10 protein-coding genes are annotated in these 13,913 nt (G+C 70.1%); 7 read left to right on the top strand and 3 right to left on the bottom strand.

The genetic code is table 11. The annotated features are described in order from the left end of the window. The first annotated feature begins 308 nt into the window (after positions 1 to 308). The 7 genes from IG98_RS0137855 to IG98_RS0137825 all read left to right on the top strand — a co-directional run bounded on the left by IG98_RS0137855 (position 309) and on the right by IG98_RS0137825 (position 8,790). Positions 309 to 977 carry a DUF2291 family protein gene (locus IG98_RS0137855; protein ID WP_169750262.1) on the top strand — a complete coding sequence of 223 codons (669 nt, stop codon included), beginning with the start codon at positions 309 to 311 and terminating at the stop codon, positions 975 to 977. Then, positions 974 to 2,536, top strand: coding sequence for a sugar ABC transporter ATP-binding protein (locus tag IG98_RS0137850; RefSeq protein WP_030923939.1), 1,563 nt, complete (start codon positions 974 to 976; stop codon positions 2,534 to 2,536). The genes IG98_RS0137855 and IG98_RS0137850 overlap by 4 nt, the downstream gene beginning before the upstream one ends. Then, positions 2,533 to 3,645, top strand: coding sequence for an ABC transporter permease (locus IG98_RS0137845; RefSeq protein WP_084195952.1), 1,113 nt, complete (start codon positions 2,533 to 2,535; stop codon positions 3,643 to 3,645). Before IG98_RS0137850 ends, IG98_RS0137845 begins: the two co-directional genes overlap by 4 nt. A gap of 166 nt (positions 3,646 to 3,811) precedes the next feature. After that, on the top strand, positions 3,812 to 4,372 hold the full coding sequence (locus IG98_RS0137840) for a 2Fe-2S iron-sulfur cluster-binding protein (RefSeq protein ID WP_030923935.1): 561 nt from the start codon (positions 3,812 to 3,814) through the stop codon (positions 4,370 to 4,372). Beyond that, positions 4,369 to 5,379, top strand: a complete 1,011-nt coding sequence (locus tag IG98_RS0137835; RefSeq protein ID WP_030923932.1) for an FAD binding domain-containing protein — start codon at positions 4,369 to 4,371, stop codon at positions 5,377 to 5,379. The genes IG98_RS0137840 and IG98_RS0137835 overlap by 4 nt, the downstream gene beginning before the upstream one ends. Further along, positions 5,376 to 7,478, top strand: a complete 2,103-nt coding sequence (locus IG98_RS0137830; protein WP_030923930.1) for a xanthine dehydrogenase family protein molybdopterin-binding subunit — start codon at positions 5,376 to 5,378, stop codon at positions 7,476 to 7,478. Before IG98_RS0137835 ends, IG98_RS0137830 begins: the two co-directional genes overlap by 4 nt. Positions 7,479 to 7,632: 154 nt before the next feature. Next, positions 7,633 to 8,790, top strand: a complete 1,158-nt coding sequence (locus IG98_RS0137825; RefSeq protein WP_051753459.1) for a PQQ-dependent sugar dehydrogenase — start codon at positions 7,633 to 7,635, stop codon at positions 8,788 to 8,790. A gap of 52 nt (positions 8,791 to 8,842) precedes the next feature. Here the strand turns inward: IG98_RS0137825 and IG98_RS0137820 are convergent, their stop codons facing one another. The 3 genes from IG98_RS0137820 to IG98_RS0137810 all read right to left on the bottom strand — a co-directional run bounded on the left by IG98_RS0137820 (position 8,843) and on the right by IG98_RS0137810 (position 13,793). Next, positions 8,843 to 10,069: a glycerophosphodiester phosphodiesterase family protein gene (locus tag IG98_RS0137820; protein ID WP_245651889.1), complete on the bottom strand. Its 1,227-nt coding sequence runs from the start codon at positions 10,067 to 10,069 to the stop codon at positions 8,843 to 8,845. 1,435 nt (positions 10,070 to 11,504) lie between these two features. Further along, entirely contained in the window at positions 11,505 to 12,368 is an 864-nt protein-coding gene (locus IG98_RS0137815; protein WP_030923920.1) for a class F sortase, read from the bottom strand. Between the two features lie 12 nt (positions 12,369 to 12,380). After that, positions 12,381 to 13,793, bottom strand: a complete 1,413-nt coding sequence (locus IG98_RS0137810; RefSeq protein ID WP_157594754.1) for a hypothetical protein — start codon at positions 13,791 to 13,793, stop codon at positions 12,381 to 12,383. Positions 13,794 to 13,913: the final 120 nt, after the last annotated feature.

Below are 13,913 nucleotides of genomic sequence, written 5' to 3'. Positions count from 1 at the left end.
CGGCATAGATCCTACGAACAGAGACCGGGGTGCGCGAGCAAGTCGGTGAAACGGACACAAATTCCCATCTATCCCACAGCAAACGACACCGTACATCGGTGAAGTTTCGAACAACAGACGGGATGCGACATGCGACGCTCACGGTGAGTGGTCGGGCGCCGTACGAACCCGGACGGGATCCGGACGTCCGCGGGACAGTACACGCGAGGGCTTTCGCAGCTCGACCGCTTCCCGTCCGAGGAGGATTCGGTGGAAGCCGCGCGAGCGGGTATACGGGTCTTGACATCCTCCCACGCTGGAGGTTTGTGATGAGCACGCCGGCTGCGGCACACGCGCACGGCAGGCAGGCACCCCGCCGACGGATCCCGGCGAGATGGGTGGCCGTCGCCCTGGCGGCGGTCCTCCTGGTCGCCATCGGGTTCAGCACCCATTACCGCTCCGCGGAGTCGGTCGCGGCGTCGGAGAATCGGTTCGACCCGGCCGCGTTCGGGGCACGGACGTACGAGAGCGAGGTCGTGCCCGCGATCAAGAGGAAGGCCGTCCCGCTGCCCGTGCTGGTGAGGGCCATGACCACCGACCAGAGGACGGCCAACAGGCGCTACGGCATCCGGCAGGGAAACGGCCCCTACAACTTCGCGGTCAAGGGCACCGGCAGGGCCGGAGCGGCGAAATCCGGGCTGATGCCCGTGACCGTGCCGGACCTGCCACCGGGCACCCGGGTCTCGTTGCAGGTAGGGCCTGCCGTCAACGGCACGGCACTGCGGGACACGGCCGGCATCGGATTCAGGCGGTTCCGCAACCAGGCGGAGTACGCCGCCGCCGCCACCGCGCTGAACAACCAGCTGTGGGGGAGGCTGCTCAGGAACCTGGATCCGGCACGGCTGACCGGCAAGAAGATCTCCTTCGTCGGAGCCTTCAGCTTCCTCACCCCCTCCGTCGTGACCATCACCCCGGTCTCGATCAAGGAGGTTTCGTGAAGACCGCGGCGACCAAGGTGCTGAGTGCCCGCGCCGTCACCAAGGTGTACGGGGGCACGCACGCGCTCAGGGGGGTCGACTTCGACATCGCCGCCGGTCGGGTGACCGCGCTGTTCGGCAAGGACGGAGCCGGCACGTCGACCCTGCTGAAGATCCTCTCCGGGGTCGAGCAGCCCACCACCGGCCATGTCGAGCTCGACGGGGAACCCGTCCGCCTCCTGTCGCCTCGCGACGCCGCCGACCGGGGCATCTCTGTCATCCCCCAGAAGCTCAGCCTCTGTCCCAACCTGAGCATCCAGGACAACCTGTTCCTGACCCGCGAGATCTGCGGGGGCCCCTGGGTGATCGACCGCTCCGCCCAGCGGGCCACCAGCGCGGCGATCCTCCGCAGTCTGGGGGAGGATCTTGATCCCGATCGGCTGGTCGGCGCCCTGAGCCCGGCCCAGCAGCAGATCGTCGGGATCGCGCGGGCGCTGGTCCAGGAGGCCCGGGTGCTGATCATGGACGAGCCCACCTCGACGCTCACCCCCTCGGAGGTCGAGGCCCTGTTCCGGGTCATCGGGGGGCTGACCGCAAGCGGGGTCGCGGTCGCCTACGCCTCCCACCAACCGGACAGGGCGCTGCGGATCGCCGATGACGTCGCCATACTGCGCGACGGGCGGCTGGTCGCCGCGGCGAACGCCAAGACCCTCGACATCCGGCGGATCGTGGAGCAGATGGCCGGCCGCGCCCCGGACTCCCCGTTCCCGCACCACATCCCTCTCACCGAGAAAGAGCCGCCGCGAGAGGAGCTGCTGACCCTGCGCGGCCTCTCGGTGGCCGACCCGGCCAACCCCGGCCGTCTCGCGATCGACGACCTCTCCCTGACCGTCGGGAAGGGCGAGATCGTGGGGATCTACGGCCTGATGGATTCGGGCCTGACCGAACTGCTGGAGGCGCTCGCCGGCCGGGCCTCCTCGCAGTCGGGTGACGTCCTGCTCTCGGGCATCCCATTGGAGAACGCGAGCATCCGCGACCGCATCGACCGGGGTCTGGTCCTGGTCCCCGGGGACCGCCGGCGCGACGGCCTCGTCCAGACGATGTCGCTCGGGGAGAACCTCTCCCTGGCCGGACTGGACAGGTTCGTCCGACGGCTGTTCGTCTCCCGGGAGCGCGAACTGGACGCCGTCGATCAGATGATCTCCGACGTCACCCTCGGGACGGGCGACGCCGGAACGCCCGTCGAATCGTTGAGCGGCGGCGACCAGCAGAAGGCGGTCATCGGCCGCGCGCTGCTGACCGATCCCCTGGTACTGCTGCTGGACGAGCCCTCGCGCGGCGTCGACATCGGCGCCAAGGCTGACATCTTCCAGCTTCTGGCGGCACGGGCACGACGTGGCCTGGCCGTCCTCTTCACCACGTTGGACGCCGAGGAGGCCCTGCACATCCCCGACCGTCTGCTGGTACTCACCCGCGGGGTCGTCACCGGCGACTTCCGGCGTGGCGCGATAACCCGGGAGGAACTGATGAGCGTGCTGGACGGCGCCGCCATCGGCCACGCCGAGGGCGGTGCGCGTTGACACCTCGGGAGACGCCCCCGGCAGCGGCGCCGCCCGACCGCCCTCCGCCGGGGAGGATCGCAGCCCAGGCGCACCGTCTGTCCCTGCTGAACGGCCTGTTCGAGTTCCGGGCGCTCATCGCGCTGGCGGCCCTGATCGTGCTCTTCGGCGTGTTGACGGACTCATTCCTCACGGTACCGAACCTCATCAGGACGGCCGAGCACATCGCGGCCAACGGGGTGGTCGCGCTCGGCATGCTGCTGGTCATCATCAAGGGCGGCATCGACCTGTCCGTCGGCTCGGTCATCGGGCTCTCCGGGGTCGTCGCCGGCGAGTTGCTCGAAGGTCTCGATCTCAGGTTCGTCGACGTGATCGCCTACCCGCCCGTGTGGGGCGTGATCGTGCTCTGCGTCGCGGTCGGCATGCTCGTCGGCCTGGTGAACGGCGTCCTCGTCACCCGTTTCGAGGTGGCGCCGTTCATCGCGACATTCGGCATGCTGTACGTGGCGCAGGGCCTCGCACTGCTGATCTCCGGCGGCTCGACCTACACCAACCTGGACGGCAGCCCCCAACTCGGCAACACCGGCTTCGGCCTCCTCGGCAACGCACGCCCGCTCGGCATCCCGGCCTCGATCTGGATCATGATCGCCCTGGCCGTCGCCGTCATGCTGGCGCTCACCAGGACACCGTTCGGCCGGTGGTTGTACGCCGCGGGTGGCAACGAGCGGGCCGCGGAGCTCTCGGGGGTCCCGATCAACCGCGTCAAGACGGTCGTCTACGTGATCTCCGGCGCCTGCGCCGCGCTCGCGGGTCTTCTCATCGCCTCGGAACTGACCGTGGCGGCACCTCAGGCCGGTGAGACGTTCGAGCTCAACGCGATCGCCGCGGTCGTCCTCGGCGGCGCCACGCTGAACGGGGGCCGCGGCACCGTACGGGGCACCCTCGTCGGAGTCATCGTCATCGGTCTCCTCGTCAACGGCCTGATGCTCCTGGACGTGTCGCTGTTCTGGCAGATCCTCATCAAGGGATCCTTGATCATCTTCGTGGTGATGCTGGACCAGGGCCAGCGGCGGCTCCAGCGGCACAGGTCCGCCGTCTCGGCGCTGGCCACCGGTGGACGACCGGACTGACGGGCCGCGGCGGCCGCCTCTCGACACCCGTCCGCGGCACACCCGCCGATTCCGGCGTCTCCCCGAGCCGCCGATGATTTTCACGACAGTACGGTTGCCGCTTCTTTTGGATTTTCAGATTAATAGGTGATCCAACTCTCATTGGGTAATTGGCAGGATAAACGGCATGGCAGTCGAAGCGTTCAGCAGCGATATCACGCTGCGCATCAACGGTGCCGACCACTCCGTCTCCCTGGACAACCGGGTGACCCTGCTGGACGCGTTGCGAGAGCATCTCGGCCTGACCGGGGCGAAGAAAGGGTGTGACCACGGGCAGTGCGGGACGTGCACGGTCCTGCTGGACGGCCGGCGGGTGAACAGCTGCCTGACGCTCGCGGTCACCGCCACCGAACAGGAGATCGTCACCATCGAGGGGGTCGCCGACCTGGCTCACGCGAACGACCTGCACCCCGTTCAGCAGGCGTTCCTCGACCACGAGGGCCTCCAGTGCGGCTACTGCACACCGGGCCAGATCTGCTCGGCGATCGGCGCGCTCGCCGAGGCGGATGCGGGCTGGCCCAGCCATGTCACCGAGGACGTCGCGGCCGGTGTCGCCTCCTGCGCCGTGCTGGACGCCGAAGAGGTCCGCGAACGGATGAGCGGCAACCTCTGCCGCTGCGGGGCGTACGCCGGGGTCGTCAAGGCGGTCCTCGACGTCGCCGGGGCGAGTCCCGGAGGCGACCGATGAGACCTTTCGCCTACGAGCGTGCCGCCGACCCCGGCGCCGCCGCCACCGCCGTCGTGGACGGCACCGACGCGATGTTCCTGGCCGGCGGAACCAATCTGGTGGACCTGATGAAACTCGGCGTGGCCCGGCCGGCGACGCTGGTGGACGTCACCCGGCTGCCGTACGACCGGATCGAGCATCGGGCCGACGGAAGCGTGCTCATCGGTGCGACGGTGCGCAACAGCGACCTGGCCGGCGACCGGGGCATCAGGGAACGCTTCCCGATGCTCGCCCGGGCCGTGCTGTCCGGGGCCTCAGGACAGCTCAGGTCGATGGCCACCACCGGCGGAAACCTGCTGCAGCGCACGCGCTGCCCGTACTTCCAGGACGTCACCAAGCCGTGCAACAAGCGCGACCCGGGCGCGGGCTGTTCCGCGATCGGCGGCGGTCACCGCGACCTGGGAGTGATCGGCACCTCCGACAGCTGCGTGGCCACCCACCCGTCCGACATGGCGGTGGCGATGGCCGCTCTCGACGCCGTGGTGCACCTCAGGCTCGCGGGCGGAGGGGAGCGGGCGATGCCGCTCCACGACCTCTACCTGTTGCCCGGCGACACCCCCGATCGCGAGACGGTACTGGAGCCCGGCGACCTGATCACCGGTGTCGAACTACCGCCGCCGCCGGACGGCGCGGTCATGCTGTACCGCAAGGTCCGCGACCGCTGGTCCTACGCGTTCGCGGTGGTCTCGGTCGCGGCCCTGGTCACGACGGAGGGCGGCGGGTCACTGCGGGAGATCCGGCTGGCGCTGGGCGGGGTGGCCCCGAAGCCGTGGCGGGCACACCAGGCCGAGCGGATGCTGGCCGGTCACCGGCCGAACAGGGAACTGCTGCTGGCGGCGGCGGAGGCGGAGTTCGCATCGGCACGCCCCCTGCCGGGGAACGAGTTCAAGATCGGGCTCGCCGCCGACCTGATCGCGGCGAGCGTACGCGATCTCACGGGAGATCTCGTGGGAGAGGAACGGCGATGACCACGCTCGACAAGGTGGTGGGCGGGGCACCGGTCAGGATCGACGGACGCGAGAAGGTCACCGGCGCGGCCCGCTACGCCTACGAGTACCCGGTGCCGAACGCCGTCTATGTCTGGCCCGTGCAGGCCACCATCGCCCGCGGCCGGGTGTGCGCCGTGCACGGCGGCGCCGCGCTGGCCCTGCCAGGCGTGATCGCCGTACTGGACAGCGGCAACGTCTCCCGGCTGCACCCCGCAGACGACGCCGAGCTGGCCGTCCTGCAGTCGGCCGACGTCGCCTACCGCGGGCAGATCGTCGCGGCCGTGGTCGCGAGCACCCTGGAAGGCGCCCGCGAGGCGGCGTCTGCGGTGCGGGTGGACTACGACGAGCAGGAACACGACGTCGTACTGAACCCGGGCAACCCACGGATCTTCTCACCCCGGAAGGCCAACGCGGGTTTCCCCGGGACCCTCCACTGGGGCGATGCCGAGAGCGCCCTGGCCGCGGCACCGGCCGGCGTCGACGCCACCTACACGACCCCGGCCGAGCATGCCAGCCCGATGGAACCGCACGCCACGATCGCGTTCTGGGAGGGCGAGACCCTGACCCTCTACAACGCCGACCAGGCGCCCTGGATGTCGGCGACCGCACTCGCCGCGCTGTTCGGCCTCGCCGACGGCGCGGTGAGCATCGTCGCCGACCACACCGGCGGCGGTTTCGGGTCGAAGGCGGTACCGCGCCCGCCGACCGTGCTGGCGGCGCTGGCCGCCCGCGCCGTCGGACGGCCGGTCAAGGTGGCGATGACCAGGCAGCAGATGTTCCCGCTCGTCAGCTACCGGACGCCCACCGTGCAACGGGTGCGCCTGGGGGCGGAGCTGGACGGCCGGCTGACCGCGGTGTGGCACGACGCGCTCCAGCAGAGCTCCAAGCGCGTCGAGTACACCGAGCAGACGGTCGCGGCCAGCCGCATGATGTACGCGACGCCCAACAGCCACACCGCCCATCGGTTGCTACAGCTGGACGTGCCGACCCCGTCGTGGATGCGCGCGCCCGGCGAGGCTCCGGGGATGTTCGCCCTGGAATCGGCGATGGACGAGCTGGCGTACGCCCTCGGGATGGACCCCGTCGAGCTGCGAGTCGTCAACGAGCCCGCCCTGGACCCCGAATCGGGCCTCCCGTTCAGCAGCCGCAACCTGATCGCCTGCCTGCGGGAGGGGGCGGCGCGCTTCGGCTGGGCCGGACGCGACCCCGCGCCGGGCGTCCGCAGACAGGGCCGGTGGCTCGTCGGCACCGGTGTCGCGTCCTCGACCTACCCGGTTTTCACCATGGCGTCCACCGCGACCGCCCGCGCCGAGCCCATGGGCAGGTTCGTGGTCGAGATCGCCGCGGCCGACATCGGTACCGGGGCTCGCACCGCGCTGGCCCAGGTGGCGGCCGACGAGCTCGGCGTGCCGATGGACCAGATCACCATCCTGGTGGGCCGCAGCGCCTTCGGACCCGCGCCGTTCGCCGGCGGGTCCATGGGCACCGCCTCGTGGAGCTGGGCGGTGAGCAAGGTGTGCCGGGCACTGGTCAGGGAGCTCGACGAACGGTCCGGAGTGGTCCCCCCCGAAGGGCTGCAGGCGCGGGCGGACACCACCGAGGACCTCGCCGCCCAGGGGCGGTTCTCCCGCCACTCGTTCGGAGCGCAGTTCGCCGAGGTCAAGGTCGACGTCGACAGCGGGCAGGTCCGTATCGAGCGGCTGCTCGGGGTCTTCGCGGCCGGCCGGATCGTCAACGCCAGGACGGCACGCTCGCAGTTCCTCGGCGGCATGACGATGGGGATCTCCATGGCCCTGCACGAGGCCCTGGAGCTGGACCCCCGCTTCGGTGACTTCACCAACCACGACCTGGCCACCTACCACATCGCGTCGAACGCCGACGTCCGCGGGATCGAGGCCCACTGGATCGACGAGCACGACGACCAGCTCAATCCCATCGGCGTCAAGGGCATCGGCGAGGTGGGGATCGTCGGCACCGCCGCCGCGATCGCCAATGCCGTCTTCCACGCGACCGGCTCCCGGCAGCGCGATCTGCCGATCACCCTCGATCGGGTGCGGGCCGCCATGTACACCGGCTGACCGGATCTTCCCCGCCGAACTCGGGGAGATCACCGCAACAGGTGCGGCCGGGCGGGATTTACCGGGAGCATGGGGCAGAGTGGTCGAGTAGACCGGGACTGACCGGCCCAGGACCACCCGTCGCCGGCGCGCTCGGCCGCAGAAGGGGTGACCCATGAGGAAGACCGCGAGCCGGATCGTACCGACCGCCGGCCTGGTGGCCATGCTGGTGGCGATGCCGGTCGGCTGCGCCGCCGACCCGGCCGCCCCGAGTGCGGCGCCGGCGACCTCGGGGAGCGCGAGCGGCACTCGGGGGCAGAGCGGGACCGCCAGCCCGGCTCCGGGCAGGGGGCCGGATCTCCAGGCGGGAAAGGAGGTGGCCCGCGACCTCCAGGTGCCCTGGGGGCTGGCGTTCCTGCCGGATGGCGACGCGCTCGTCTCCGAACGCGACAGCGGCCGGGTGCTCCAGGTCCCGGGGCGTGGCGGGCGGCCACGGGAGGTCTACCGGGTGCCCGGCGTGGTCGCGAGCGGTGAGGGCGGCCTGCTCGGGCTGGCCGTGTCACCCGGCTATGCCAGGGACCGTTACGTGTACGCCTACCTCACCGCCGAGTCCGACAACCGGATCGTGCGCTTCCGCCTCGGTGACGCCACACCCGAGGTGCTGTTCGACGGCATCGCCAAGGCCTCCTTCCACAACGGCGGCCGCATCGCGTTCGGGCCGGACGGCATGCTGTACGCCGGCACCGGAGACGCGGGTCAGCGGGACTCGTCACAGAATCCGCGCCTGCCGAACGGGAAGATCCTCCGGCTGACCCCGGAGGGCAGGCCCGCCCCCGGCAACCCGACGCCTGGCTCGCCGGTCTACAGCCTCGGCCATCGCAACGTCCAGGGGCTGGCCTGGGACGAGCGGGGACGCCTTTTCGCCACCGAGTTCGGGCAGAACGCACTGGACGAGATCAACCTGATCGAGCCCGGCCACAACTACGGCTGGCCGGAGGTGGAGGGCAAGGGTGACACGCGCGGCGGTGAGTTCACCAACCCGCTGGTGACGTGGCCCACGAGCGAGGCCTCCCCCTCCGGTGCCGCCATCGCCGGGAACACGCTGTACGTGGCGGCGCTACGCGGAGAGCGGTTGTGGACGGTACCCCTGCGCGACGGGAGAACCGGCGAACCCCGGGCCGAACTGGTGGGCCGGTACGGCCGCCTGCGCACGGTCGCCGTGGCACCGGACGGGGCGCTCTGGCTGACCACGTCCAACACCGACGGGCGCGGTGAGGTGCGCGAGGGCGACGACCGGATCCTGCGCTATCCGGCCAGGGCGGAGACGGGGTGACCTGCCCCTCGGCCGCGACCGCCACGGAGCCGGGCGGTGCCGGCGGACGCGGTCAGCCCTCGGCGCGGAACCGGTCCCGCACCGCACGCGCCATGCCGGGGTCGTCGGCGATCACCCCGTCCAGGTTGAGCCGGTACAGACGTCTCAGCCACTTCCGCACCTCCTCGTCGGCGCGCCCGCCCGAACTGTCGCCCCTGAGGTCCGCCCGGAGCCGCACGGCGAGTTTACGAACCGTCGTGGCGTGTACCAGGAGCCCTTCTTGCTGGGCGTTCCTGACGAGCGCGGCGGGTGACACCGGCCTGCTCTCGAAACCGCCGGGATCACGAGGGCCGATCCGCTTCGTGACCACGCCGATGCCGTCGGCGTATTCGGCGATCTCCCGCAGGCCCTCCGGAGTGACCATGTCGTCGTAGGTGGTCGGATCGCCGGCCCGCACATGGTCGTACGGGGCGCCGTTCGCTCCGATGAACTGGATGAGCCGGATCCGGGTGAGGGGATGCAACCGCTTGAGGTTCCCGGTCTCGAAGGACTGGATGAAGACCGGGTCCCGCTCGTCGTCCCAGCCGTACTTCCGGAAGGTCTCCAGCAGCGGTTCCTCCAGCGGCAGCCCGATCGAGGCGAAGTAGGTGGGGAACTTGGTCTCGGCGTAGACGCCCACGCCGTGATTCTGCGCGAGCTGGACTATTTCATCGAGCGTCGGGATTCTCTCCATCCCGTCGTAGGCGGTGTTGCCTCGCCGCTGCGTGGGGAAGCGTTCCCTGGCACGGAGGGTGCGCAGTTCCGCGAGGGTGAAGTCCTCGGTGAACCAGCCCGTGTGCCGGATGCCGTTTATGGTCTTGGAAGTCCTGCGGTCGGCGAACTCCGGGTGCCTCACGACATCGGTGGTCGCCGAGAGCTCGTTCTCGTGCCGGGCGACCAGCACGTGGTCCTTGGTCGAGACGAGATCGGGCTCGATGTAGTCGGCGCCCATCGAGATGGCGACCGTGTAGGCGAGAAGCGTGTGCTCGGGCCGGAAGGCACTGGCCCCGCGGTGCGCGATGATGATCGGCTCAATCCCGTGGCGTCCGAGTCGCTTGACCACCGGGCTTGCCTGGCGCTCGGCCGTGAAGTGCGCGGACCGTTCGGCCGTGGAACCCGTGAGCCGTTTGGACACCGAGTCACCGGACTGTTCGGTCGCGGGACTCGCGGATCGCGTACCCGTCGATTCCTCGTGATGGAGGGCACCGATCGCGGCCATTCCTATGAGTACGGCCAGCACACCGGCCCGCGCCTTGCTCACCTGCGTACACCCCTCACTCTGGGTCAGAGGGGGGACACATTCGCATAAACGCCTATACCCGGACCGGACAGGTGATTAACGATCAGAAGCGATCTACTCGGGAGCGCGTTGCGCGCCTGTCTCCGGAAATAATCTGAAATGTCCCCCGGCGGCCGCGCCGGCATCGCGTCCCCTCGGAGCAGCCGACATCATCGCCACGACCGGGCTGACGGCGGCTTCCACAGGACGTGCGCGAGTACGGTGCCCGCTGTGAAGCGACCCCGCAGGTCCGTCGTTCGACGGAGAAAGAAGAAGTGGCTGACCGCCCGGTTCACGTCTCGACGTCTCCTGGGACGTCACCGTCGGCGTGTCGATTCAGCGCGTGACCGCCCACCGCGTCGGCCTCGGACCCCATGCCGGCCCTAGACCCCATGCCGGCCTCAGGCCCCCTTGCCGATCCCAGGCGGCGGACCGGCGGCGGGCCGGCCTCGCACCACAGACCGTTGCCGCCCCGGTTTCAAACCGCAGGTCAGTCCGCTACCAACCCGCCCTGCCCGGCCGCTGCCCGTGCCGGTGGTGCCCGCCGTGCCTCGCCCGCCCATGCCGCCCGTACCAGCGATCCCTGTGTCGCCGCGCATCCGAACCGCGCCGCCCGAACCAGCGGTCGCCGTACCGTCCCGCCTCGAAACCCCGCCGCCCGAACCCCCGGTCCTCATACCGCCCAGGCCCCAGATCCCCCGACCGCCCGAACCCGCGATCGCCATACCCACCGGCCTCCGGACCCCGCCGCCCGAACCCCCGGTCCTCATACCGCCCAGGCCTCAAATCCTCCGACCGCCCGAACCCCCAACCCTCACCGCGCTCGGTATCTGAATCCGGCCGACCAACCCCGTAGTCCCCGTATCGCTCGGAATCCGAATCATCTGACCGCCCGAACCCCCGCCCCCCACCGCGCTCGCCGCCCCGGCCCCGCCATCCGAACCAGCGACCCCCGTGTCGCCTCGCCTCATGACCCCGCCGCCCGAACTCCCGCGCCCTGTGCCGTCCGGTATCCGAACGCCTCGGTCGCCCGAACCCCCAGTTCCCTCCGCGTTCGATGCTCGACTCGGAACGCGTGGCCGTGTGCCCGTTCCCCGAACGCAGCCGTTTGATCGTCCATCCTCCGGCGTGCTTGCCCCCCGAGCTCGCGGACTTGTGCGTGCCCCAACTCGTGGAGCGCTCGTGCGACGGCTTCGAATGCTGGGCGGCGCCGAGAGCGGCCACCCCTATAAGTACGGCCACGACACCGGCCCGCACGATGCTCATCTGGGCACACCCCCGCCTTCTGATCATTCGGGGGGGCCACCTCGTACAAACAACTCCCTACCCGGATTGCCGGGGAGGCTAACGATCGGAGGCGGTTGCCGGAGCGGCCGCGACCCACCGATTCAGCGGGTACGGCGACCGGACCCGGCGTTCAGGTACGACGGGTCTTCGACAGGGTCGCGTAGACGATGATGTTGTCGGTGTAGTGACCGGTCTTCCTGTTGTAGACACCGCCACAGGTGATCAGGCGCAGGGTTGCCTCGCCGGTGTTGCCGTAGACCCGCTTCGACGGGAAGGCCGCCTTGCTGACCTGCTCCACACCGTCGACCGTGAACTCCACGACGGTTCCGTCCGTCCGGGAGACCTTGATCTTGTCTCCGCGCTTGATCTCCTTCAGCCGGCTGAAGACGGCGGCCCCGCTCCGGGTGTTCACATGCCCGAGAACCACCGAAGGTCCCTGCTGCCCGGGGATGGGGCCGTACTTGTACCAACCCGCCTGGTTGGGCTTGCTCAGCGGAGGAGTCTGGACCTCCCGCTTGGAGTCGACACCGAGCGCCATCAGCGGGGCCAGTACGCCGATCTTCGGGATGGCCAGCCGCCGGGGCTTCACACCCTCGCTCTTCAACGGCGCCGGAGGCTGGACCACCGGCAGCGGCGGCGGCGCCGTGGGCGCGGCGGCCGTCAGCGGGGCGTCCAGTCCGCCCGGTCCCACCGCTGACGGCAACACCCCGGCGGGCTGCTGCCCGGCGTCCTGCTCCCCGGTGCCCGGCTGCACGCCCGACTGCACGCCCGGCTGCACCTGAAGGGTGCTGACCGCCGCCTGCGGCTCGGACAGCCCGTAGCCCAGGTCCTCCGACGCCGGTGAGAGGTACGCGAGCAGCCCCGCCATGATCGCGGCCACCCCGCCAAGCGACCCGGCCACGAGGAGCCCGGCCATCAGCATGTTCCCCTTGGGCTTGGCCGCCGGGCCGCCGCCGGGATAGGGGCCGGGACCGCCCGCAGGTCCTTGGTACATCCGGCGCCTCCTTCAGCTGTCCCGCTGGCCGCGCGCGTGTGCCGCCCGCCGTCTCATCAAGGCCACGCCGCCCAGCGCGCTGCCGGTCACCATCGCCGTTCCCGCGCCGAGAAGCCCCAGGCCGGAGCTCCCCTGCGGCGCCTCACCGGTCTGTGCCCCGCCACTGGGCGTGATGATCACCTGCGGCGCGGTCGGTGTGGGCCGGGTGGGGGTGACGGTGGCGGTCACGGTCAGGGTCGGCTTGGGCGTCGAGGTGGTCGTGCCGTTGACCCCGGTCACCGGAGGAGTCGTCGTGCCGGTGTGAGTGGGGGTCGAGGTACTGGTGTGGGTGTTGGTGGGAGTGGCGGTCGGAGTCGTTGGCGTGACCGTGGGGCTCGGCGACCCGGTCCCCGTGCCCGTCGGGTCGGGTGACTGTGACCCGCCCGCCTCGGAGATCGTGACGTCCACCGAGACCGGCGCGCTGACGAGCGAACAGGTGGCCCGGTACTCGTTCGGCGGGTGCTGCAGTTCCCTGGTGATCACCCGGAAGGCGTCGAGCTGCGCCCACTTGCCGTGCTCTTCGTTCACGACCTGGATAAGGTGCTTGCCGTAATCGAGGCCGAGGAACCTCCACAGCGTCAGCCCGCCCTTGTTGGCGTCGTTCGACGGCGTCCCGTTGGGCAGCTTCGAGGCGTCAACGGAGGCCGGCGTGGCGAGTTGGCCGTCGATGTAGAACTTGACCTTGCCCGCACGGTAGTCGCGCTGGGCCACGTACTCGATCCCGGTGCCGGTGAACTGGAGGGAGGCCGTAGCGCCCCCGTCTACCGTGCGGCGGATGTCATGGTGGTAGTCGTTGTTGTTCAGCGGCTGGTCGTTCAGGTCCTCCCAGTAACCCGTCTCGTACTGCACCCGAGGATCGTCGTCGTTGACCATGACCTCGCTGGCCGGCGGTATGAAGTCCACGAACAACTTCCTGGGGCTGACCTTGAGCGTCCCGGCATTGGCGGTGTGAGCGGCATCGGAGATCCCCTCGGGAAGCCGCAGAATGCTGCCCGGCTGGAGCTGGTTGGGCTGGTCCAGACTTCCCTTCGGCTGCAGGACGCCGACCCAGCTGCCGGAGATCTGGACGTTCCCGGTGACCAGAACCTTGCCCCCGGGGGCGAAGTAGTCCGGCGAGCCGAACCGGGCCGGATCCTGCTTGTAGCCGAGCTTCCAGCCGATGCTGAGCGGCTCGCCGACCGTGAGCGTCGTGGGGATCGACACCTTCGTCCGGAGGTTGACCGTGCTGTTGTTCAGCGCGACCCCTCCGGTGCACGCGTAGTCGACCACGAGTTCGACGTTGCCGGCGTCGGCCGCTTCGGAGGGCAGCGCGACCAGCGCGCCGCCGACAAGGCACAGGGCTGAAACCGCGAGAGATCTACGGAGCCCAGATCGCCACCGAACCACTACATACTCCGATCACAAAGGCCGCCGCCAACAGGCATAGCCATAGCGCACCAAGGGTAGATCGTACGGTTTCAACCGTCTTCGGCGCAGCGAGAAATCGGGTACGTACGGAGACCGTGG

Source organism: Streptosporangium amethystogenes (assembly GCF_000721075.1).
Classification (GTDB): Bacteria; Actinomycetota; Actinomycetes; order Streptosporangiales; family Streptosporangiaceae; genus Streptosporangium; species Streptosporangium amethystogenes.
This window is presented reverse-complemented; position numbering and strand designations above follow the sequence as displayed.